The sequence below is a fragment of the Streptomyces sp. NBC_00464 genome (assembly GCF_036013915.1).
Lineage (GTDB): Bacteria > Actinomycetota > Actinomycetes > Streptomycetales > Streptomycetaceae > Streptomyces.
This window is the reverse complement of sequence record NZ_CP107899.1, coordinates 3,819,893-3,842,108: the sequence shown is the minus strand read 5'-3', so window position 1 is coordinate 3,842,108 and position 22,216 is coordinate 3,819,893. Positions and strand designations below refer to the sequence as shown.

Genomic DNA, 22,216 nt, shown 5'->3' with positions numbered 1-22,216 from the left:
GCCTGTGGACAAACGGTTCTCCACAGCCTGGGATGGGCACAGGTCGTCCAGGACGGGGAGGCACGGGAACATGGCAGCTGAACAAATGGCCGACGGGGGCGAGGAGCCCGGCCGGATCCCCCCGGCACGCCCGCTCGACGCCATCGACGACGCCATCCTCCGACTGCTCCAGACGGACGGCCGCGCCTCGATACGGTCGGTGGCCGACCGCGTCCACGTATCGCGGGCCAACGCGTACGCCCGGATCAACCGGCTCATCGACGACGGCGTGATCCGCGGCTTCACCGCGCGGGTGAACCATGAGCGGGCGGGGCAGGGAGCCTCCGCGTACATCACGCTCAAGATCGTCCAGAACTCCTGGCGCACCGTGCGGGAACAGCTCCAGGCCCTGCCCGGAGCCACGCACATCGCACTGGTCGGCGGCGATTTCGACGTCCTGCTGCTGGTGCACACCCCGGACAACCGGTCGCTGCGCGAGCTGGTCCTGACCAGGATCCAGGCCATTCCGGAGGTGCTCTCCACCCACACACTGCTCGTGTTCGAGGAGACGGACCTGACCCCGGGCTCCGACCGGCCCACGGAACTCACCTGAGCCGGGACACCCCGCCCACAGGGCGACGGCTCAGCGGCTGGACTTCATGCCTTCGAAAGCCAGCTGTACGACGGTGTCGGCGAGCCGCTCCCCCTCCGCGCCGCCGTCCGACAACGGCCGGAACCACTCCACCAGCGAATTGACCATCCCGAACAACAGCCGCGTCGCCAGCCGTATGTCCACGTCGGAGCGGAGATCACCGTCCGCGACCGCCGCCTTGAGCAGATCGGCCACACGCTGGTCGAACTCGCGCCGCCGCTCCAGGGCCCAGCGTTCGGTCTTCGTGTTGCCCCGCACCCGCAGCAGCAGCGTGACATAGGGCAGTTCGGCTATCAGCACCTCGACGGTGCGACGCGTGACGTACTCGACGCGCTCGACCGCACGGCCCCGCGTCGCGCCGGACTCGTCGAGGATGCCGAAGAGCCCGTCCAGCGCCCGGCTGACCGCACGCCGCAGCAGCTCTTCCTTGCCGGCGACATGGTGGTAGATGGACGACTTGGAGATGCCCGCCGCCTTCGACAGGTGCTCCATCGACGTGCCGTCGTAGCCGCGCTCGTTGAAGACACGGACGGCGACGGTGAGCAGAGTCTCCGGGGTGTACGTGTCCCGCTTGGCCGTGGTCATGCCCGCGATCCTCCCCTACGAGTGGGACCGACCGGCAAATGGGGGGCGGTCTTGTCCACAGGTTTCGCAGGCCCTCTTGTCCCGACCGATCGTTCGGTTACTCTAACTCTGTCCGCCCGTCCCTGCCCAGCTCGATGAGGAGTTGGTCCGTCATGGCCGCCGAGCTCTCCCCGCACCTGCTGTCCGAGAAGCACCGCCCCACGCTCGACCGGGCCCTCGACGCGATCCGTACGCGTGCCTACTGGTCGCCGCATCCCGAGCACCCGAAGGCGTACGGCGAGGGCGGCGCGCCCGGCAGCCTGGGCGCCGCCGAGGGCAAGGCCGCCTTCGACGCCGTGCTGCACACCCGTCTCGACCTGGGCCAGCCCGGGACCGACGGGTGGACGGGCGGCGAGGTCTCTCCGTACGGCCCGGAGCTGGCCGTCGAGTATCCGCACGCCGACCTCGACGCGCTGCTCCCCGCGATGCGCGCGGGCATCCCCGCCTGGCGCGAGGCAGGACCGGAGACCAGGGCCCTGGTCTGCCTGGAGATCCTGGCCCGGATCAGCGCCCGCACCCATGAGTTCGGCCACGCGGTGATGCACACCAGCGGGCAGGCCTTCATGATGGCGTTCCAGGCCGGTGGCCCACACGCCCAGGACCGCGGTCTGGAGGCGGTGGCGTATGCGTACGAGGAGCAGATGCGCGCGCCCCGGAGCGCCGACTGGTCCAAGCCGCAGGGCAAGCGCGACCCGCTCGACCTGCACAAGACGTTCACCGCGGCCGGACGCGGCATCTCGCTGCTGATCGGCTGCAACACCTTCCCCACGTGGAACGGCTACCCGGGCCTCTTCGCCTCCCTCGCCACCGGCAATCCGGTCCTGGTCAAGCCGCACCCCAGGGCGGTGCTCCCGCTGGCCCTCACCGTTCAGCTGGCGCGCGAGGTGCTCGCCGACGCGGGCTTCGACCCCAACCTGGTCGCGCTGGCCGCCGAGCGGCCGGGCGAGGGCATCGCCAAGACGCTGGCGGTCCGCCCGGAGATCAGGATCATCGACTACACCGGCTCCACCGAATTCGGTGACTGGCTGGAGGCCAACGCCCGTCAGGCGCAGGTGTACACGGAGAAGGCCGGGGTCAACACGATCGTCCTCGACGCCACGGACGACTACCGCGGCATGCTGTCCAACCTGGCGTTCTCGCTCTCCCTCTACAGCGGCCAGATGTGCACCACCCCGCAGAACCTCCTGATCCCCCGGGACGGCATCACCACAGACGTCGGCGACAAGTCGTACGACGACGTGGTCACCGACATCGCCGCCGCCGTCACCGGACTCCTGGGCGACGACGCCCGGGCGAACGGCCTGTTGGGCGCCCTGGTCAACCCAGCGGTGAAGGCCCGCCTGGAGGCGGCCGCACAGCTGGGCGAAGTCGCTCTGCCCTCGCGGGAAGTGGCCAACCCGGACTTCCCCGAAGCAGTCGTCCGTACACCGCTGATCGTCAAACTCGACGGCAGCAAGCCGGACGACGAGTCGCCCTACCTGTCGGAGTGCTTCGGCCCGGTCTCGTTCGCGGTCGCGGTCGATTCGACGGCGGACGCGCTGGAACTCCTGCGCCGCACCATCCGCGACAAGGGAGCGATGACGGTCGGCGCGTACACCACCTCACCGGACGTGGAGCGCGCGGTGGAGGACGTCTGCCTGGACGAGTCGGCCCAGCTCTCCCTGAATCTGACCGGCGGCGTGTACGTCAACCAGACGGCGGCGTTCTCCGATTTCCACGGCTCGGGAGGAAACCCCGCGGCAAACGCGGCGCTGTGCGACGGCGCGTTCGTGTCCAACCGCTTCCGCACCCTGGAAGTCCGCCGCCAGCGCTGAACCCCACTCACGCCCGGTGAGCCGGCTCCCGGCCCACCGGGCGCTGTTCCAGCTCCTCCGGGCCCCCTCCAAGCCCCTCAGGCCCGCTTCCGGGCCCACCCGGGCCGCCTCCAGCCCACCCGGGCCGCCTCCAGCCCTACCCGGACCCCTTCCAGCCCCTCCGGCGTTTGAGGAGCGGGGTCCGGGGCGGAGCCCCGGTTACGGGAAGGGGCGGGTAGGGGAACAGGCCCGCCGCAGGCGCACCCCACCCCACCGCCCTGCCTACGCCCCGGCCCCGCTACCGCTGCCCGGAATATCCGCGTACCGCTGCACCCACGCATGCATCGCAATCGCCGCCGCAGCCCCCGCATTGATCGACCGCGTCGACCCGAACTGCGCGATCGAGCACACCATCGAGGCGTGCTTGCGGGCCTCCTCGGTCAGCCCCGGACCCTCCTGCCCGAACAGCAGCACACACCGCCGCGGCAGCACGGTCCGCTCCAGCGGCACCGCGCCCGGCAGATTGTCGATGCCGATGATCGGCAGCCCTTCGGCCGCCGCCCAGGCGGTCAGATCGGCGGTGTCCGGGTGGTGACGAACATGCTGGTAGCGGTCGGTGACCATCGCACCACGACGGTTCCACCGCCGCCGCCCCACGATGTGGATCTCCTTGGCAAGGAAGGCGTTCGCGGTGCGCACCACCGAACCGATATTGAAGTCGTGGCCCCAGTTCTCGACCGCCACATGAAAGTCGTGCCGCCGCAGATCGAGATCGGCGACGATCGCCTCCCGGGTCCAGTAGCGGTACGCATCACCCACGTTGCGCCGGTCGCCGTGGGCGAGCAGCTCGGGGTCGTACCGCTCGCCCACGGGCCAGGGCAGTGGATGCGGACCGACGCCGATCTCCGTCCCGAACCCGTCGTCGTACTGCGCCGGCTCGCCCGTCGCCGACTCCACGGACGGTTCGGCCGCCCCGCCCGCACCACCGGTGCTGCCTGTACTGCCTGTACTGCCTGTCTCGCTGCTCACCCGACGAGCGTATGGCCCCCGCCCTCGCGGTGCTGCCCTGCCTCCCGGTCCTCGGCGCCGACACCGACCCCGGCACCGGCGCCCTCACCCGCACCGCCCCGCGGCCCCGGCACCTCGCCGCGCCGCCGGAACAGCAGATCCCGCCCGAGGACCGCCTTCCCTCCGAGCCACACCAGAAAGACGGTCGGCAGGAAGACGGCGTCCGCGGCAATCATGGCCATCGAGAAGAAGGGAAGCCCCAGCAGCAGGGCGATACCGAGGTGCTCGCAGATCATCGCGACGAGCAGCACGTTCTTGACGCGCCGGTTGAACAGGGTGAACGGGAAGGCGACCTGCACGGCGACCGTGGCGTACGTCAGCACCATCACCATCAGACCGTTCGACGCGAGAAGCTCCGAGAGGCCGGGCCAGGGCGTGAAGTAGTCGAGATTGAGCGGGTAGTACAGCGCGGTGCCGTCCTGCCAGCGCGAACCCTGGATCTTGTACCAGCCCGCGGTCGCGTAGATCAGACAGACCTCGGCCATGATCACGACGAGCGTGGCGTTGTGAGCGAGGTTGGCGACGACGTCGAGCAGAGTGCGCGGCTCGCTGTGCGGCGCGTACCGGTTCACGGCCCACCAGACGCCGTGGCCGATCCACAGAATCCAGAAGAAGACCGGCAGCCAGGCGGTCCCGCCCAGGTTCCCCGTCACCGTGGCCCCGCACAGGCCCGCGCCGAAGGCCACCCACAGCAGCGGACCGGCCACGCCGCCCGCGCGAGGGTCCGCATCCTCCGTACGCCGCGCACGGCGGGCATCCAGGGACCAGACCTGTCCGCACCGGGTCAGCACCAGGTAGATCGCCATGAGATGGATGACGTTGTCGCCGCCGTCGCCCATGAAGATGCTGCGGTTCTGCAGGGAGAGCACGCCGACCATGAACAGCACGGACATGGCCCGGGTGTGCCAGCCCACCATCAGCAGCGCGGAGGCGACCAGCGCCAGCGCGTACACGATCTCGAACCAGACAGTGCTGTCCGACCACATCAGCGTGGTGAAGGCCTGATTGCCGGAGATGAGCTGCTGCGCCATGTCCCAGCGCCACGGGGCATCGGGACCGTACATCTCCTGCCGGTGCGGAATCTCGCGCAGCAGGAACAGGAGGTACGTGGCAGAGAAGCCGATCCGGATGACAGCGCTCTGGTACGGCCCCAGGGACGCGGCCGTGATGCGCTGGATACCGCGGGCGAACGTGCGGTCGAAGCCGGCTGTACTCACTGGTCCGCCTCCTCGGAGTCGGCCGAGCCCTTGGGCAGGTCGGCCGCGGTGACGGTCCACCAGGGCAGTACCCGGTAGGACGGCTTGGTGCTGATCTTCTCGTCGCTCCACGCGGGGGCCGCGACCGACCGGACCTCGGACCGGATCTGGATCCTCAGGACGTCGCCGCCGTAGTCGTGCTCACTGAGGCGCAGCATCACGATGCGCCGGATGTACTGCTCGGAAAGCCTGCCGCGCAGGCCGTTGGCCCGGTTCTGGCTGTCGTGCGAGCCGAGGTAGAAGTCCCAGCCCCGGCGGAGTTGGTTCTGCTGGACGTGGCTGGGCAGCAGATTGCCGCGTATCGCCTTGCCGTCCTCGCCGGAGAGGCTCATCCAGGGGGTGGTCCGCCTCTTGTCGGGGCCGGATATCTCGGCGCGCACATGTACGGCGATGTTCTGCTGCAGAGGGTTGGGGGCGAAGAGCTTCCAGTTCTGCTCGAACTCGGGGTAGATCCATTGGTCGACGGCCTCGCCGTGCTGTTTGGTCAGCGTGTTGGACGGGGCGACGTGCAGGAACACCATGGCGAGCTGGATACAGGCGATCAGCCCGATCACCGACAGCGCCACAGCGGCGACGACCTGGTACGGAAGCGAGAGCCCGGCCATTCCGACGCGCGGCTCGGCCCGGGTGAGAGGGCCGGCATCGACACGAGGGCCCGGATCGGCGAGGGGGCCCGGATCGGCACGAGGGCCCGGATCGGTACGCGGACCCGGATCGGTACGGGGCTCGGGAACGGTCCGCGCCTCGGGACCGTTCCCGGCCACAGGACCGGCCACGGCCTCAGGCTCACCGCTGACGCCCCCGCCGACACCCCCACCGACGCCCTCGCCGACGCCCTTGTCGTCGTACGAATTCATCCCGCCCCGATCCCCGTCGATCCCGGTCAGTTATCCACAGGGTTGACACCCTACGGGCCGCAGACTCACCATTGAAGACATTGAACCGAACGATCGGTCGGTAGGGAGTCCGGGATGGCGGCAGTGACTGCGGGCCAGACAGCGCAGGCGACAACAGGCAGTACCGATGGGGCGGACGGGGCCCTGGAGGCGGCCTTCGACGCCGCAGTGGCGGCCGATGAGCGCATCGAGCCCCGCGACTGGATGCCCGATGCCTACCGCGCCTCGCTGGTCAGGCAAATGGCCCAGCACGCCCACTCCGAGATCATCGGCATGCAGCCGGAGGCCAACTGGATCACCCGCGCCCCCTCGCTGCGCCGCAAAGCCATCCTGATGGCCAAGGTGCAGGACGAAGCGGGGCACGGGCTGTATCTGTACAGCGCGGCGGAGACCCTCGGCACGAGCCGCGAGGAGCTGCTCGACAAACTGCACGCGGGCCGCCAGCGGTATTCATCGATCTTCAACTACCCGACCCTGACCTGGGCGGACGTCGGCGCCATCGGCTGGCTCGTGGACGGGGCCGCGATCACCAACCAGGTCCCTCTCTGCCGCTGCTCCTACGGCCCCTACGCCCGGGCCATGGTCCGCATCTGCAAGGAGGAGTCCTTCCACCAGCGCCAGGGCTACGAGCTCCTGCTCGCCCTGGGGCACGGGACACCGGCGCAGCACGAGATGGCCCAGGACGCCGTGAACCGGTGGTGGTGGCCGTCCCTGATGATGTTCGGCCCGCCGGACGACGCCTCGTCGCATTCGGCGCAGTCGATGACCTGGAAGATCAAGCGGCATTCCAACGACGAGCTGCGGCAGCGCTTCGTGGACATCTGCGTGCCACAGGCCGAGGTCCTGGGCCTCACCCTCCCCGACCCGGACCTCCGGTGGAACGAGGACCGCGGTCAGCACGATTTCGGGGCGATCGACTGGACGGAGTTCCAGGAGGTCCTGAAGGGCAACGGGCCGTGCAACGAACAGCGCCTCACCCAGCGCCGCCGGGCACACGAGGAAGGCGCCTGGGTCCGGGACGCAGCCGCCGCGTACGCACAGAAGCACACGGATGTACGAAACGGGGAGGCGACAGCATGAGCAGCTCGACCGACTGGCCGCTGTGGGAGGTGTTCGTGCGCTCGCGGCGCGGGCTCTCCCACACCCACGCTGGCAGCCTGCACGCCCCGGACGCCGAGATGGCCCTGCGCAACGCACGCGATCTGTACACGCGCCGCTCGGAAGGCGTCTCCCTCTGGGTGGTGCCGTCCAGCCAGATCACGGCGTCCTCGCCGGACGAGAAGGACACGTTCTTCGAACCGGCGGGTGACAAGCCCTACCGGCACCCGACCTTCTACGCGATCCCGGACGGGGTGAAGCACCTGTGACCGCGGCCCTCGCACTCGGCGACGACGCGCTGGTGCTGTCGCACCGGCTGGGGGAGTGGGCGGGCCATGCCCCCGTGCTGGAGGAGGAGCTCGCCCTCGCCAACATCGCCCTGGACCTGCTGGGCCAGGCCAGGATCCTGCTCTCCCTGACCGGTGACGAGGACGAGCTGGCGTATCTGCGCGAGGAGCGCGCCTTCCGCAACGTCCAGCTGGTCGAGCAGCCGAACGGCGACTTCGCCCACACCATCGCCCGGCAGCTGTACTTCTCGGTCCACCAGCACGGCCTGTACGAGCAGTTGGCGGCCGGTGACGGCGAGTTCGCCGGACTGGCGGCCAAGGCCGTCAAGGAGGTCGCCTACCACCGGGACCACGCCGAGCAGTGGACCCTGCGCCTGGGTGACGGCACGGCCGAGAGCCACGAGCGCATGCAGCGCGGAGTGGACGCCCTGTGGCGCTACACCGGCGAGCTGTTCCAGCCCGTCGAGGGCGTGGACGTGGACTGGCAGGCACTGCACAGCCGCTGGCTGGACTCCATCACCACCGTGCTGGAACGGGCCACGCTGACCGTGCCGGCCGGACCGCAGTCCGGCGCCTGGACGGCCGGTGCCGGCCGCCAGGGCATCCACACGGAGCCCTTCGGCCGGATGGTCGCCGAGATGCAGCATCTGCACCGCAGCCACCCGGGGGCGTCATGGTGACGTGGACGCCCCTGGAGGAGGAGCTGCGCAGCCTGGCGGGCGCCGTCCCCGATCCGGAGCTGCCCGTACTGACCCTGGCGGAGCTGGGCGTGCTCCGGGGCGTGGAGGTGCTCGCACCGGGCCGCGTCACGGTCCGGCTCACCCCGACCTACACCGGCTGCCCCGCGATAGAGGCCATGTCCACGGACATCGAGCGGGTGCTGCACGACCACGGCATGACCGAGGTCTCCGTGGTCACCGTCCTCTCCCCGGCCTGGTCCACGGACGACATCAGCGCGGAAGGGCGGCGCAAGCTCGCCGAGTTCGGCATCGCGCCCCCGCGTCCGCACACGGCCACGGCCCCCGCCGCAGGACCCGTGCCCCTCACCCTGTCGGTGCGCTGCCCGCACTGCGGCTCGACCGACACGGAGCTTCTGAGCCGGTTCTCGTCGACCGCCTGCAAGGCGCTGCGCCGCTGTGTGTCGTGCCGTGAACCGTTCGACCACTTCAAGGAGTTGTAGATGTTCCATCCGCTCCGGGTCAGCGCGATCGAGCGGCTCACGGACGATTCGGTGGCCGTCACCTTCGCCGTGCCGCCCCAGCTTCGCGAGACCTTCCGCCACAAGCCCGGCCAGCATCTCAATGTCCGTTACACCGTCGCCGGCGAGGAGATCCGACGCTCGTACTCAATCTGCGCACCGGCCACCGAGCAGCCGGCCGACCCGGCGCTGCGGGTGGGCATCCGGCTCGTCGACGGCGGCGCGTTCTCCACGTACGCGCTCAAGGAGCTCGCGGTCGGCGACCAGGTGGAAGCCATGCCTCCGATGGGCCGCTTCGTGCTCGCCCCGCGGGCCGGGCAGTTCGCGGCGATCGTCGGCGGAAGCGGCATCACCCCGGTGCTGTCCATCGCGGCGACCCTGCTGGCCCGGGAGTCCGATGCCTCGTTCTGCCTGATCCGGAGCGACCGAAGCGCCGCGTCGACGATGTTCCTGGACGAGGTCGCCGACCTCAAGGACCGCTACCCGGACCGATTCCAGCTCGTCACCGCACTCTCCCGGGAGGAACAGCAGGCGGGTCTCCCCTCCGGCCGTCTCGATCGCGAAAGGCTCACCGGCCTCCTTCCGGCGCTGCTTCCGGTGGCCGAGGTCGAGGGCTGGTACCTGTGCGGTCCGCTCGGCCTGGTCCGGTCCGCCGAGGGCGCGCTGCACGGGCTGGGCGTCGACCGGACCCGCATCCACCAGGAGATCTTCCACGTGGAGGACAGCCCCGACACCGCCACCCGGCCACGGGTCGAGGCTTCCGCGCACAGCACGCTCACGGCGACCCTGGACGGCCGCTCGGGCACATGGCCGGTGCAGGAGGGCGAGTCGCTGCTGGAGACGGTGCTGCGCAGCCGTTCCGACGCGCCGTACGCCTGCAAGGGCGGGGTGTGCGGGACCTGCCGGGCCTTTCTGGTCTCGGGCGAGGTGCGGATGGACCGCAACTTCGCGCTGGAGCCGGAGGAGACGGACGCGGGGTATGTGCTGGCGTGCCAGTCCCATCCGGTGACCGGAGAGGTGGAACTCGACTTCGACCGCTGACCGGTGGCGGCCCGTCGCAGCCGACGGCCCGGACTGTTCCCTTCTTGTAGAACCTGTTCTATCTTGACGCTCCGTCAGGTCCGGATACGGCTCATACGGCTACAGCAGTTCGCGGGAGGCCAGGACAGTGGACTTCACCTTCACCGAGGAGCAGCAGGCAGCCGTCGAGGCGGCACGGGCGGTCTTCTCGGGCGTCGCCCTCGATGCGGTGCCCAGCCCCGCGCTCGTACCGGGGGCTGTGGCCGAGGACATCGACCGGCCGCTGTGGGCCGCTCTCGCCACCGGCGACCTGCTGAGCCTGACGCTGGCTCCGGAGCACGGCGGGGCAGGGCTCGATCTGGTCGCATTCTGCCTGGTACTGCGCGAGTCCGCGAAAGTGCTCGCCCGGGTTCCGCTGCTGGAGACGTGCGCGGTCGCGATGGCGCTCCAGCGTCACGGCGACCAGGACCTGGCCGCCGAACTGCTGCCGGGCATCGGCCGGGGGGACCTGGTCCTCACGGTCGGCGCCAACGGCCGCACCGGCCACGGCCCGGCCGAACTCGCCGTCACCGCACGTCCGGACGGCGCCGACGGCAGCACCACCGGGACGGGCTGGGTACTCGACGGAGTTCAGTCGGGGGTGCCGTGGGCACAGGCCGCGGACTGGATCGCGGTGCCCGCCCACACCGGGGACGGCAGGGCCGTGCTGGCCCTGGTCCGCGAGGGCGACGACGGTGTCACCATCGCCGAGCAGTTCTCCACCAACGGCGAACTCTTCGGTGAGGTACGGCTGGACGCGGTTCGGATCGAGGCCCGCAGGCTGATCGGCGCCGCAGGTGCCTGGGAGTGGCTGCGCTCCGTTCTCACCACGGGGACGTGCGCGCTCGCGCTGGGTCTCGGTGAGGCCGTACTGGCCATGACGAGCCAGTACACCGGCAAGCGCGAACAGTTCGGCTTCCCCGTGGCGACCTTCCAGGCCGTGGCCGTGCAAGCGGCGGACCGCTACATCGACCTGCGGGCCATGGAGGTGACCCTCTGGCAGGCGGCCTGGCGGATCGCCGTCGGCGGGACCGGCGCGCTGCCACCGGCAGGCGATGTCGCGGTGGCGAAGATCTGGGCGTCGGACGGGGTCCGCCGGGTCGTACAGACGGCACAGCACCTGCACGGCGGCTTCGGCGCGGACACCGACTACCCCTTGCACCGCTTTCACGCGTGGGCGAAGCAGATCGAGCTCTCGCTCGGTCCGGCAGCAGCCCACGAAGAGGCCCTGGGCGACCTGCTGGCGGCACACCCCCTCGACTGACACCACACCGGACCAGCCACGGACGACCATGGTCCGAAACGTCCACAGGCCCGGGTCCTCGTTGAGAGGCCCGACGACAGAGCCCGGGGCCTCTCAACGAGGACCCGGGCCGGCCGGACAGCAAAGAACGAAAAGCGAAGAACGAACACCGGACAGTGAACGCCGAACGTTAACCAGCGAGGTCGGCCGACGGACCAGCGAGGTCAGACGACGAAGGCGGGGGCGCCGTTGTCGGTGACCATCGGGCGTCCCGCACCATCCCAGGCGAGCATGCCGCCTTCGATGTTCACGGCATCGATGCCCTGCTGCACCAGATACTGGGTGACCTGGGCGGACCGGCCGCCGACCCGGCACATCACGTGCACGCGCCGACCGTCCTCCACCGCCTCGGTCAGCTCACCGAAGCGGCCCACGAAGCCACTCATCGGAATGTGCAGGGCGCCGTCGACATGCCCGGCCGCCCATTCGTCGTCCTCCCGGACGTCCAGCACGAGGCCGTCCGCCGGCACCGCCGTGACGTCGACCGCGGGAAGCGGGGCGAAATTCATGGGTCATGCCTTCTCTCGTAAGTGCGCACCGAAGTCACCGGAAACGCTACTGCACCAGGCCCGCCAACTCGGTCTCACGCTGTGAGACCTCGCCCAGCAACTGCTCGGCGATCTCTTCCAGCAGGTGATCGGGATCATCCGGCGCCATCCGCAGCATGGCGCCGATCGCGCTCTGCTCCAGCTCCTGGGCGAGCACGGTCAGCAGTTCCTTGCGCTGGGTCAGCCAGTTCAGCCGGGCGTAGAGCTCGTCGGCCTCGCTGAGCTCCGCCTGGGGCAGGACCGGCCCGGCCGCCCACTCCTGGGCCAGTTCCTTGAGCAGCGCCTCGTCCCCGCGCCCGTATGCGGCGTTGACGCGGGTGATGAACTCGTCCCGGCGGGCCCGTTCCTTCTCGTCCTGGGCCAGATCCGGGTGAGCCTTACGTGCCAGCTCGCGGTAGAGCTTGCGTGCCTCGTCGGTCGGCCGGACCCGCTTGGGCGGCCGGACCGGCTGCTCGGTCAGCATGGCCGCAGCCTCGGGGGACAGCCCGTCGGAGTCGATCCAGTCGTGGAACAACTCGTCGATCCCCGGCATCGGCATCACGATCGAGCGCGCGTCCTGCGCCTTGCGCAGATCCTCGGGATCGCCCGTTCTGGCGGCCCGTGCCTCCGCGATCTGCGCGTCGAGCTCGTCGAGCCGTGCGTACATCGGGCCCAGCCGCTGGTGGTGCAGCCGGGAGAAGTTCTCCACCTCGACCCGGAACGTCTCGACCGCGATCTCGAACTCGATCAGCGCCTGCTCGGCCACCCGCACAGCATGTGCCAGCCGTGCCTCGGGACGCGCCTGCCCAGTGGTCTCGCCGGCCGCGGACGCACCGGCATCCGCACCGGCTGCGGCGGCTCCCGCAGCGCCGTCGCCGCCGTCAGCGGGCGTCTCGGCAGGGGAGCCGGGCTGCTCGTCCTGCAGGGCGTCGTCCTGCCGGGCATCGTCGTTCCGGGTGGTCGGCACCCCGGGGGCTTCGTGGGTCACCCGTCCAGCGTATGGCCACGGCCGGCCTGCCGAGGACGCGCGGTCGGCGCAGCGGGCATCACACCCCTGACACAGCAGGCCCCGGGGCGGGCAACGCACCCCCGCACAGCAGGCCTCACACCCCCTGCTCGGCGGCTATCCGTCCTGCGCCGATGGCCTGCACCAGCTCCGCGTGGTCCGCCTCGGTACGGTCCGCATACGTCACCGCGAACGCCGCCACCGCTTCGTCCAGCTCGTCGTTCTTCCCGCAGTAGCCCGCGATGAGCCGTGGATCGGCACTGTGCGCATGAGCCCGCGCCAGCAGCGCACCGGTCATCCGGCCGTAGTCGTCGACCTGGTCGGCCGCCAGCGCCGCCGGGTCGACGCTGCCCTTCCGGTTCCTGAACTGACGCACCTGGAAGGGCCGGCCCTCCACGGTCGCCCAGCCCAGCAGGATGTCGCTGACAACCTGCATCCGCTTCTGCCCGAGCACGACCCGGCGCCCCTCGTGCCCCACCTCCGGCACATCGAAGCCCACGGCCGGCAGATAGGGCGCCAGCACCGACTGCCTGGCCTCCTTCACCTGCAGGACCAGCGGCTCGCCCCGGTGATCCAGCAGCAGCACCACGTACGACCGGGTGCCCACGCTCCCCGTGCCGACCACCCGGAACGCCACATCGTGGATCGCGTACCGGGCCAGCAGCGGCACCCGGTCCTCCGAGACGGTGCTCAGGTAGTCACCCAGCCCCGCCGCCACGGCTGCGGCCTCCGCGTCCGGCACCCGGCGCAGCACCGGCGGCGCGTCGACGAACCGGCGCCCGCCGTCCCCGGAGTCCTCCGTGGACTTCGCGGCGAAGCGGGCGCTGGTGTTGTTGCGCGCCTTCTCCGACACCCGCTCCAGGGTGCCCAGCAGATCCCGCGCGTCCGTGTGCGAGACCAGTTCCTCGTCGGCGATGGCGTTCCACGCGTCGAGCGCGGGCAGCCGTGCCAGCAGCCGCATGGTCCGCCGGTACGCGCCCACCGTGTCGTACGCACCCCTGCGGCAGGTGTCCTCGTCCGCACCGGCCTCGCGGCCCGCGAGCACCAGCGAGGTGGCGAGACGCTTGAGGTCCCACTCCCAGGGGCCGGCCACGGTCTCGTCGAAGTCGTTCAGGTCGATGACCAGGCTGCCGCGGGCATCGCCGTACAGCCCGAAATTCGCCGCGTGCGCGTCACCGCAGAGCTGAGCGGCCACCCCGGTGACGGGAGTCCCCACCAGGTCGTGGGCCATCAGACCCGCCGAACCCCGCAGAAAGGCGAACGGCGTGGCGGCCATCCGCCCCACCCGTATCGGTGTGAGGCCCGGCACCCGGCCCTGATTCGACTCCTCGACCGCCCGCACGGCGTCGGGCCGCCCCGCAGGCAGAACCAGGGAGCTGTGGGAGGAGCGGGGCACGTGCCGGCGCAGGGCCTTGCCCGCATCCCTCGGCGACAGCGGTGCGCTCGGGTTCTCCGGGTCCACGCGACGGGCGAACCCGGGCACGACCGGAATACGCGCGCCGTCCTTCACAGCCCGCTGTACCGGCACGGTCGCTTCGATCTCGCTCATGGCGCGCAGCCTCCCCCGACCGCACCCGGCGCCGCCGTCGGCGTCCGGCGTCCCGGTCCAGCAACAACTGCCGAGACGGTACCGCTGCCCGCCGATCCCCCGCCCGGACTCCGGCTAACAGCCGCCGAGGTCGTCCTTCAGGTGGGTTTCGGCCCAGCTCCCCAGTTCCTTGAGCGCGGGTTCCATCGCGGCACCGGCCTGCGTCAGGCGGTACGAGACCCGCAGCGGCGGCCCCTCGTCGACCTCGCGGACCACCAGGCCCGCAGCCCCCAGTTCGGTCAGCCGGTCCGAGAGCATGCGCTCGCTGATGCCCGGAATGGCACGGCGCAGGTCGGCGAAGTGCACCGGATGCTGCATCAGTACGGAAACGATCGGCCCCGTCCAGCGCTTGCCGAACAGCTCGAAGACGCGACTGATCCCTACGTCCACCCGCCTGCACGCCTGCTCGCTGTGATCCGCCATGAGCCCAGGGTACTGCGTGAGCGTGAGGGACTTACTATTTGTAAGTCACTATGTTATTACTAGGTACGTACGAAATATTGAGCCGTGCATCGACCCGCCCCTCACCTAACCGTGGAGACCTTCATGGCCACCCTCCTGCACCTTGATTCCGCCGTCTTCCCCCAGGGCTCCGCGTCGCGCGAGGTCACCGCCGCATTCGTACAGACCTGGCGCGAGCAGCACCCCGACGGGAAGGTCGTCTACCGCGACCTCGCCGCCGAGCCCCTGCCGCACCTGGATGCCGAGGCCGTCGGAGCCGGTGCCGAGCACCCGCTGCGCGGCGAGCTCGCCGCGGAGCTTGCCGCCGCGGACGCCGTTCTGATCGGCGCCCCCATGTACAACTTCACGATTCCGTCGACGCTCAAGGCCTGGCTCGACCACGTGATCATCGTCGGCCACAACGTCGGCCCCGACAGCCCCGTGGCCGGCACCCCGATCACCGTCGTCGCCAGCCGCGGCGGCTCCTACGCGGCGGGCACCCCGCGCGAGGACGCCGAGTTCGTCCAGAACTACCTGGAGAAGCTGCTGACCTCGATGTTCGCCGCCGAGGTCGACTTCATCGTCCCGGAGCTCACCCTGGCCCGCACCAACCCGCAGATGGCCGAGCTCATCCCGCTCGCCGACTCCTCCCGCGCCAAGGCGCTCACCGACGCCTCCGAGAAGGCCAAGGCCCTCGCTTCCCGCCTCGCCGCCTGAGAACCGCCTGAGAATCACCTGAAGAGGAAGGGCCGGGGTCGCAGACCCCGGCCCTTCCTCTTCAGTACCCCGAAGGCCACCCAAGCCCCCCATAGGCTCGAATCGGGCGTTTCACGTGAAACCAAACCACCCGGGCACCCACCCGGCCCCAAACTGAAGAAGCCCCACAGGCCATTGGCCTGTGGGGCTTCTTGCTTGTGCGCGAGGGGGGATTTGAACCCCCACGTCCCTAAGGACACTGGCACCTGAAGCCAGCGCGTCTGCCGTTCCGCCACTCGCGCATGAGTGGTGTTTCCAGACTCTCACTTGTTCGGTGAGCGCCTGGCGACAAACGGAAGATTAGCACGCTGGACAGGGTGGATTCACATCCGTTTGTTTCGCAGAACGCCCGGAGGGAACCGGGAACCCGGAGCCGCATCCCCCCACTCCTCCTGAGTGCACCCAAGGTGCGGGACACTGTCAGGAGGCCGCCTCTACGATCCGTGTGAGGGGGGACACTCATCCACAGTGCAGACAAGGGGAACCAGCCGATTTCCCGACGCGTGGATACGATCAGTAAGCAGTACAGGGACGACGACACCGGAGGAGGTGCCCCATGGGAGTCATGAAGCGTTTCGAGCAGCGTCTCGAAGGTCTGGTCAACGGCACCTTCGCCAAGGTCTTCAAGTCCGAGGTCCAGCCGGTCGAGATCGCCGGCGCCCTCCAGCGGGAGTGCGACAACAACGCCACCATCTGGAACCGCGAGCGGACCGTCGTCCCCAACGACTTCATCGTCGAGCTCAGCGCCCCCGACTACGAGCGTCTCAGCCCGTACTCCGGCCAGCTGGGCGACGAGCTCTCCGGGCTGGTCAGGGACTACGCCAAGCAGCAGCGGTACACCTTCATGGGGCCCATCAAGGTGCACCTGGAGAAGGCGGACGACCTCGACACCGGGCTCTACCGGGTTCGCAGCCGCACCCTGGCGTCGAGTTCGTCACAGCAGGAACAGCCCGGCCAGCCCGGCCAACTCGGTCAGCAGGGCCAGCAGGGCCAGCAGGGATACCAGAACCACCCGGGACAGCAGGCCGCACCGCCCGCCCGCCCCGGACACGGGCGTCCCCAGGCCCCCGGCGGCTACGGCTACCCGCCCAGCTCCCCCCCGCCCATGCCCGCGGCCCCGCCGCCGGGCGCCAGGCACGGCGGAGCCCCAGGACCCGACCGTCGCCCGCCGGCCACCCCCAGCCCCCTGCCGAACACGCAGGTGCGACGCTGGATCGAGATCAATGGCACACGCCATCAGATCTCCCGGCCGACGCTGGTGATGGGACGCAGTACCGACGCCGACGTGCGAATCGACGACCCCGGCGTATCCCGCAGGCACTGTGAGATCAGGACCGGAACGCCCTCGACGATCCAGGATCTCGGGTCTACCAACGGCATCGTGGTAGACGGGCAGCACACAACCCGCGCTACGCTCCGCGACGGCTCGCGGATCGTCGTGGGCAGCACCACCATCGTTTACCGGCAAGCCGAAGGGTGAAGCGGGGGCAATGTCAGAGCTGACCCTTACGGTCATGCGGCTAGGATTCCTGGCTGTTCTGTGGCTATTCGTGATCGTGGCCGTCCAGGTCATTCGAAGTGACCTGTTCGGAACGCGCGTCACGCAGCGCGGCTCACGCCGCACTGCTACCGACGCGCGGCCTCCACAGGCACGCCAGACCGCTGCGGCACCGCCGCAGCAACGCCAGCAGCCCGGCCGCCAGCGCCGGGGAGCACCGACCAAACTGGTCGTGTCCGAGGGGACGCTCACCGGCACCACGGTGGCGCTCCAGGGCCAGACCATCACGCTGGGCCGGGCCCATGATTCAACGATCGTGCTGGACGACGACTACGCGTCCAGCAGGCATGCCAGGATCTACCCCGACCGTGACGGCCAGTGGATCGTCGAGGATCTCGGGTCCACCAACGGCACGTATCTGGACCGGACCCGTCTCACCACCCCGACGCCTGTTCCGCTGGGCGCGCCGATCCGGATCGGCAAGACCGTCATCGAGCTGCGGAAGTAGTACGACAATGAGCGAGCGGAGCGAGCGAGCCGCGGCGGCCCGGGCATCGGACCCGGCCAGGCTCCCGACCGGAGGGTGGGCAGTGTGGCTCGAGACCGGTTGTACCCCGAACCGACGGGCGAGGTGCGCATGAGTCTTTCCCTGCGCTTCGCCGCCGGATCGCACAAGGGCATGATCCGCGAGGGCAACGAGGACTCCGGCTATGCCGGACCGCGCCTGCTCGCCATCGCCGACGGCATGGGCGGGCAGGCAGCCGGTGAGGTCGCCAGCTCCGAGGTGATCTCCACGCTCGTCCAGCTCGACGACGACGTGCCCGGCTCCGACATCCTCACGTCGCTCGGTACGGCGGTCCAGCGGGCCAACGACCAGTTGCGCATGATGGTCGAGGAGGACCCCCAGCTGGAGGGCATGGGCACCACGCTCACCGCGCTCCTCTGGACGGGCCAGCGCCTCGGCCTCGTACACGTCGGTGACTCGCGCGCCTATCTGCTGCGGGACGGCGTCCTGACGCAGATCACGCAGGACCACACCTGGGTCCAGCGGCTGGTCGACGAGGGCCGGATCACCGAGGAGGAGGCCACCACCCACCCGCAGCGCTCCCTGCTGATGCGCGCGCTGGGCAGTGGCGACCACGTCGAACCCGATCTCTCCATCCGTGAGGTCCGGGCCGGCGACCGCTATCTGATCTGCTCCGACGGGCTCTCCGGCGTCGTCTCCCACCAGACGATGGAGGAGACGCTCGCCAGCTACCAGGGCCCGCAGGAGACCATCCAGGACCTCATCCAGCTCGCCCTGCGCGGCGGCGGTCCGGACAACATCACCTGCATCGTCGCCGACGTCCTCGACGTCGACAGCAACGACACCCTGGCCGGTCAGCTCAACGACACCCCGGTCATCGTCGGAGCCGTCGCGGAGAACCAGGCCGCCCAGCTGAACGACGGCGGCGCCATGGAGACCCCCGCCGGACGCGCGGCCGGTCTCGGCCGCCCCGTCCCGCCGCCCGCGGGCGGCTTCGGCCCTCCCGGCAGCGGTGACGACGTCGGCTACGACGGAATGCCGGACGGGGCCTTCGGGTCCTACTCCGACGAAGACTTCGTCAAGCCCGGCGGCCGCAAGTGGCTCAAGCGCTCCCTGTACATCGTGCTCGCCCTGGCGGTCATCGGCGGCGGTGTTTACGGCGGCTACCGCTGGACCCAGACCCAGTACTTCGTCGGCGCGAAGAACGACAACGTCGCGCTGTACCGGGGCATCAGCCAGGACCTCGCGTGGGTCTCGCTCTCGAAGGTCGAGAAGGACCACCCCGAGATCGAACTCAAGTACCTCCCGCCGTACCAGCGCAAGCAGGTCGAGGCGACGATCGCCGAGGGCAACCTGGCCGACGCCCGCGAGAAGGTCACCGAGCTCGCAGCCCAGGCCACCGCCTGCAAGAAGGACGCACAGCGCCGCGCAGCCGAGAAGAACGCCCCCAGCGACGCGGGCCAGGCCAGCGGCACGGACACGGACGCCACCAAGACGTCCTCGACGTCCGGCACCACCACCAAGACCAAGCAGACTTCAGCGACTCCCACTCCTGGTCCCAGCCTCTCGGAGGAAGAGAAGAAGCTGGTCCCGCAGTGCGGTAAGCAGTAAAGCCGTAGGGGGCCTTCAGCACCATGAGCGTTGTCACCAACACGACCACGATCGGCGCGATCGACGCACCGAGCCGGCGCAACACCGAACTGATGATGATGGTCTTCGCCATCGCCATCTCGGTGTTCGCCTACGCCAACGTGGGGCTTGCCATCGACGGCTCGCTGCCCTCCGGCATGTTCGGCTACGGACTCGGCCTGGTCCTGCTCGGCGGCGTGGCCCACCTTGTGGTGCGCAAGTTCGCCCCGTACGCGGACCCGCTGCTGCTGCCCCTGGCCACGCTGCTCAACGGGCTGGGCCTGGTGCTGATCTGGCGTCTGGACCAGTCGCAGCGGCTGATCGACCGTGCCGAGGGCGCATGGGGCAAATTCACCCCCGACGCCCCGAAGCAACTGATGTACTCCGCAGTCGGCGTCGCCCTCCTGGTCGCGGTGTTGATAATCCTCAAGGACCATCGCATCCTGCAGCGGTACACCTACATCTCCATGGTGGCGGCGCTGGTCCTGCTGGTCCTGCCGATGTTCTTCCCGGCCGTGAACGGCGCCAAGATCTGGGTCAGTCTCGGCCCCTTCTCCATCCAGCCCGGCGAGTTCGCGAAGATCATCATCGCGATCTTCTTCTCCGGCTATCTCATGGTGAAACGTGATGCCCTGGCCCTGGCCAGCCGTCGCTTCATGGGCCTGTATCTGCCCCGCGGCCGCGACCTGGGGCCTATCCTCGTCATCTGGGCGCTGTCGATCCTGATCCTGGTCTTCGAGACCGACCTCGGAACGTCACTCCTGTTCTTCGGCCTCTTCGTGATCATGCTGTACGTCGCGACGGAGCGGACCAGCTGGATCGTCTTCGGTCTGCTGATGTCGGCGGCCGGGGCCGTGGGTGTGGCCACCTTCGAACCGCACGTGCAGTCACGAGTGACCGCCTGGCAGGACCCGTTCGCCTGCTACTCCACCGACGTGAGCGGCGCCTGCGAGCAGATCTCCAACGCCATCATGTCGTTCGGGTCCGGCGGCACCCTGGGCACCGGCTGGGGCCAGGGCCACTCCGACCTGATCGGCTTCGCCGCCAACGCCGACTTCATCCTCTCCACCGTCGGTGAAGAACTCGGTCTGGCCGGGATGATGGCCGTCCTGCTGATCTACGGCCTCATCGTCGAACGCGGTGTCCGCACGGCCCTCGCCGCCCGCGACCCCTTCGGCAAGCTGCTGGCGATCGGCCTCTCCGGCGCCTTCGCCATCCAGGTCTTCGTCGTCGCCGGTGGCGTCATGGGCCTCATCCCGCTGACCGGTATGACGATGCCGTTCCTCGCGGCCGGTGGTTCGTCCGTGATCGCCAACTGGGCGCTGATCGGGATCCTGATCCGGATCAGCGACACGGCACGCCGCCCGGCGCCCACCCCCGCTCCTTCCTCCGATGCCGAGATGACCCAGGTGGTCCGCCCGTGAACAAGCCCCTGCGCCGGATCGCGATCTTCTGCGGCATCCTCGTCCTCGCCCTGCTCGTCCGCACCAACTACCTCCAGTACGTGAAGGCCGACGAGCTCAGCACCCGCGACGAGAACCGCCGCGTCCGCATCGAGCGGTACGCCCACGAGCGCGGCAACATCATCGTGGACGGCGGCAAGTCGGTCACGGGGTCCGTCGAGACCAAGAGCGGCGACTTCAAGTACAAGCGAGTCTGGGAGAACGGCCCCCTGTGGGCCCCCGTCACCGGCTACTCCTCGCAGGCCTTCGGTGCCACCCAGCTCGAAAGCATCGAGGACGGCATCCTCACCGGCAACGACGACCAGCTCTTCTTCGACCGCACGATGTCGATGTTCACCGGTGACAAGAAGCAGGGCGGCAACGTCGTCACGACGCTCAACAGCGCCGCCCAGAAGGCCGCCTTCGAGGGACTCGGCAACAAGAAGGGCGCCGTCGCCGCCCTCGACCCGAAGACGGGCGCCATCCTGGCCCTCGCGAGCACACCCTCGTACGACCCCTCGACCTTCGCGGGCAACTCCGACAAGGACTCCGAGGCCTGGCAGAAGCTCCAGAAGGACAAGGACAAGCCGATGCTCAACAGGGCATTGCGCGAGACCTACCCGCCCGGCTCGACCTTCAAGGTCGTCACCGCGGCCGCCGCTCTGGAGAACGGGCTCTACACGGACATCGACGCGGACACGAAGTCGCCGCTGCCGTGGCGGCTTCCGCTGACCACCGGGAAGCCCCTGGCCAACGAGGGCAACATCCCGTGCGAGAACGCCTCGCTCCGGGAAGCGCTGCGGATGTCCTGCAACACCGTCTTCGGCAAGATCAGCGATGACCTCGGCAACCAGAAGATGATCGACGAGGCCGACAAGTTCGGCTTCAACAAGGAGATCTTCTCCCCGGTCCGCTCCGCCGCGAGCATCTACCCCAAGGACAACCGCCCGCAGAACGCCATGGCGGGCATCGGCCAGGCGTCCAACCGCGCCACCCCGCTCCAGATGGCCATGGTGGCGGCCGCGGTCGCCAACGACGGCAAGCTGATGCAGCCGTACATGGTCGCCAAGCGTCAGTCGCCCGGCCTGGACGACATCTACACCCACGAACCGGAGCAGCTCAGCCAGCCGCTCTCGGGTGAGAACGCCCAGAAGCTCCAGCAGATGATGGAGACCGTCGTCTCCTCCGGTACGGGTACGAACGCCAAGGTCCCGGGTGCCACCGTCGGCGGCAAGACGGGTACCGCACAGCACGGCCTCAACAACAGCGAGAAGCCGTACGCCTGGTTCATCTCGTACGCGAAGACCGACAGCGGCTCCCCCGTAGCCGTGGCCGTGGTCGTCGAGGACAGCAAGGCGCTGCGCGACAACATCTCCGGTGGTGGCCTGGCCGCCCCCATCGCACAGGCCGTCATGAAGGCAGTCATCGACAGCGAGAAGTGACGGCGATCACACCGGGCACCATATCTGCACATTGGGATACCGGTCGGATATCAGGTATTGCCTGCGGGCTGATCAGGTAGTGCGCGGCCGGTAGCGTATGCGCGAACAGCACACCGCCGGACCGCACACCGGTGCGGTCAGGACTGAC

Annotated in this window: 22 protein-coding genes and 1 tRNA gene; 14 read left to right on the top strand and 9 right to left on the bottom strand. The window is 69.5% G+C overall.

What is annotated here, in order from left to right; all coding sequences use genetic code 11:
- Positions 1-85 precede the first annotated feature (85 nt).
- Positions 86-592, top strand: a complete 507-nt coding sequence (locus OG912_RS17330; protein WP_398965521.1) for an Lrp/AsnC family transcriptional regulator — start codon at positions 86-88, stop codon at positions 590-592.
- Positions 593-622: 30 nt separating this feature from the next.
- On the opposite strand, the gene OG912_RS17325 is transcribed toward OG912_RS17330, so the two are convergent.
- Positions 623-1,216, bottom strand: coding sequence for a TetR/AcrR family transcriptional regulator (locus OG912_RS17325; RefSeq protein ID WP_326737367.1), 594 nt, complete (start codon positions 1,214-1,216; stop codon positions 623-625).
- A 152-nt stretch (positions 1,217-1,368) separates the two neighbouring features.
- Between OG912_RS17325 and paaN the strand changes: the two genes are divergently transcribed.
- Positions 1,369-3,069: a phenylacetic acid degradation protein PaaN gene (gene paaN, locus OG912_RS17320; RefSeq protein ID WP_327710129.1), complete on the top strand. Its 1,701-nt coding sequence runs from the start codon at positions 1,369-1,371 to the stop codon at positions 3,067-3,069.
- Between the two features lie 261 nt (positions 3,070-3,330).
- Here the strand turns inward: paaN and OG912_RS17315 are convergent, their stop codons facing one another.
- Genes OG912_RS17315 through OG912_RS17305 form a run of 3 tightly spaced genes read right to left on the bottom strand, consistent with a single transcriptional unit; the run spans position 3,331 to position 6,229 of the window.
- Positions 3,331-4,077 carry a TrmH family RNA methyltransferase gene (locus OG912_RS17315; protein ID WP_443060986.1) on the bottom strand — a complete coding sequence of 249 codons (747 nt, stop codon included), beginning with the start codon at positions 4,075-4,077 and terminating at the stop codon, positions 3,331-3,333.
- Positions 4,074-5,333 (bottom strand): HTTM domain-containing protein, encoded by a 1,260-nt coding sequence (locus OG912_RS17310; protein WP_327710128.1) that lies wholly within the window; start codon positions 5,331-5,333, stop codon positions 4,074-4,076. Before OG912_RS17310 ends, OG912_RS17315 begins: the two co-directional genes overlap by 4 nt.
- On the bottom strand, positions 5,330-6,229 hold the full coding sequence (locus OG912_RS17305) for a DUF5819 family protein (protein ID WP_327710126.1): 900 nt from the start codon (positions 6,227-6,229) through the stop codon (positions 5,330-5,332). The genes OG912_RS17310 and OG912_RS17305 overlap by 4 nt, the downstream gene beginning before the upstream one ends.
- Before the next feature lie 114 nt (positions 6,230-6,343).
- On the opposite strand from OG912_RS17305, the gene paaA reads away from it, so the two are divergent.
- The 6 genes from paaA (at position 6,344) to OG912_RS17275 (ending at position 11,174) form a co-directional block, all read left to right on the top strand.
- Positions 6,344-7,348 (top strand): 1,2-phenylacetyl-CoA epoxidase subunit PaaA, encoded by a 1,005-nt coding sequence (gene paaA, locus OG912_RS17300; protein WP_327710125.1) that lies wholly within the window; start codon positions 6,344-6,346, stop codon positions 7,346-7,348.
- Positions 7,345-7,635 carry a 1,2-phenylacetyl-CoA epoxidase subunit PaaB gene (gene paaB, locus OG912_RS17295; RefSeq protein WP_219572877.1) on the top strand — a complete coding sequence of 97 codons (291 nt, stop codon included), beginning with the start codon at positions 7,345-7,347 and terminating at the stop codon, positions 7,633-7,635. Before paaA ends, paaB begins: the two co-directional genes overlap by 4 nt.
- Positions 7,632-8,333, top strand: coding sequence for a 1,2-phenylacetyl-CoA epoxidase subunit PaaC (gene paaC, locus OG912_RS17290; protein WP_327710124.1), 702 nt, complete (start codon positions 7,632-7,634; stop codon positions 8,331-8,333). The genes paaB and paaC overlap by 4 nt, the downstream gene beginning before the upstream one ends.
- The gene (gene paaD, locus OG912_RS17285) at positions 8,327-8,833 is read left to right on the top strand and encodes a 1,2-phenylacetyl-CoA epoxidase subunit PaaD (RefSeq protein ID WP_327710123.1); all 507 of its coding nucleotides are present in this window, start codon (positions 8,327-8,329) and stop codon (positions 8,831-8,833) included. Before paaC ends, paaD begins: the two co-directional genes overlap by 7 nt.
- A complete protein-coding gene (locus OG912_RS17280) occupies positions 8,834-9,892 on the top strand; it encodes a 2Fe-2S iron-sulfur cluster-binding protein (protein WP_327710122.1) in 1,059 nt (352 codons plus the stop codon).
- A gap of 127 nt (positions 9,893-10,019) precedes the next feature.
- Complete coding sequence (locus tag OG912_RS17275) at positions 10,020-11,174, top strand: acyl-CoA dehydrogenase family protein (RefSeq protein WP_327710121.1); 1,155 nt, start codon at positions 10,020-10,022, stop codon at positions 11,172-11,174.
- 203 nt (positions 11,175-11,377) lie between these two features.
- Here OG912_RS17275 and OG912_RS17270 read toward each other — a convergent pair whose 3' ends face one another.
- The 4 genes from OG912_RS17270 to OG912_RS17255 form a co-directional block, all read right to left on the bottom strand.
- Entirely contained in the window at positions 11,378-11,722 is a 345-nt protein-coding gene (locus tag OG912_RS17270; RefSeq protein WP_326737378.1) for a rhodanese-like domain-containing protein, read from the bottom strand.
- A 46-nt stretch (positions 11,723-11,768) separates the two neighbouring features.
- Entirely contained in the window at positions 11,769-12,728 is a 960-nt protein-coding gene (locus tag OG912_RS17265) for a J domain-containing protein (RefSeq protein WP_327710120.1), read from the bottom strand.
- Between the two features lie 115 nt (positions 12,729-12,843).
- Positions 12,844-14,295, bottom strand: coding sequence for a DUF2252 domain-containing protein (locus OG912_RS17260; protein WP_327710119.1), 1,452 nt, complete (start codon positions 14,293-14,295; stop codon positions 12,844-12,846).
- Positions 14,296-14,409: 114 nt separating this feature from the next.
- Positions 14,410-14,757 carry a winged helix-turn-helix transcriptional regulator gene (locus OG912_RS17255; RefSeq protein WP_326737381.1) on the bottom strand — a complete coding sequence of 116 codons (348 nt, stop codon included), beginning with the start codon at positions 14,755-14,757 and terminating at the stop codon, positions 14,410-14,412.
- Between the two features lie 123 nt (positions 14,758-14,880).
- Here OG912_RS17255 and OG912_RS17250 point away from each other — a divergent pair, with 123 nt between their 5' ends.
- On the top strand, positions 14,881-15,492 hold the full coding sequence (locus tag OG912_RS17250; RefSeq protein ID WP_326737382.1) for an FMN-dependent NADH-azoreductase: 612 nt from the start codon (positions 14,881-14,883) through the stop codon (positions 15,490-15,492).
- 198 nt (positions 15,493-15,690) lie between these two features.
- Here OG912_RS17250 and OG912_RS17245 read toward each other — a convergent pair.
- Positions 15,691-15,773, bottom strand: a tRNA-Leu gene (locus OG912_RS17245).
- Between the two features lie 314 nt (positions 15,774-16,087).
- Between OG912_RS17245 and OG912_RS17240 the strand changes: the two genes are divergently transcribed.
- The 5 genes from OG912_RS17240 (at position 16,088) to OG912_RS17220 (ending at position 22,068) form a co-directional block, all read left to right on the top strand.
- A complete protein-coding gene (locus OG912_RS17240) occupies positions 16,088-17,011 on the top strand; it encodes a DUF3662 and FHA domain-containing protein (RefSeq protein WP_327710118.1) in 924 nt (307 codons plus the stop codon).
- A gap of 10 nt (positions 17,012-17,021) precedes the next feature.
- Positions 17,022-17,537 (top strand): FHA domain-containing protein FhaB/FipA, encoded by a 516-nt coding sequence (locus OG912_RS17235; RefSeq protein ID WP_148019768.1) that lies wholly within the window; start codon positions 17,022-17,024, stop codon positions 17,535-17,537.
- Between the two features lie 129 nt (positions 17,538-17,666).
- On the top strand, positions 17,667-19,166 hold the full coding sequence (locus tag OG912_RS17230; RefSeq protein WP_327710117.1) for a Stp1/IreP family PP2C-type Ser/Thr phosphatase: 1,500 nt from the start codon (positions 17,667-17,669) through the stop codon (positions 19,164-19,166).
- 23 nt (positions 19,167-19,189) lie between these two features.
- Positions 19,190-20,608: an FtsW/RodA/SpoVE family cell cycle protein gene (locus tag OG912_RS17225; protein ID WP_327710116.1), complete on the top strand. Its 1,419-nt coding sequence runs from the start codon at positions 19,190-19,192 to the stop codon at positions 20,606-20,608.
- On the top strand, positions 20,605-22,068 hold the full coding sequence (locus tag OG912_RS17220; protein WP_327710115.1) for a peptidoglycan D,D-transpeptidase FtsI family protein: 1,464 nt from the start codon (positions 20,605-20,607) through the stop codon (positions 22,066-22,068). The genes OG912_RS17225 and OG912_RS17220 overlap by 4 nt, the downstream gene beginning before the upstream one ends.
- Positions 22,069-22,216 lie beyond the last annotated feature (148 nt).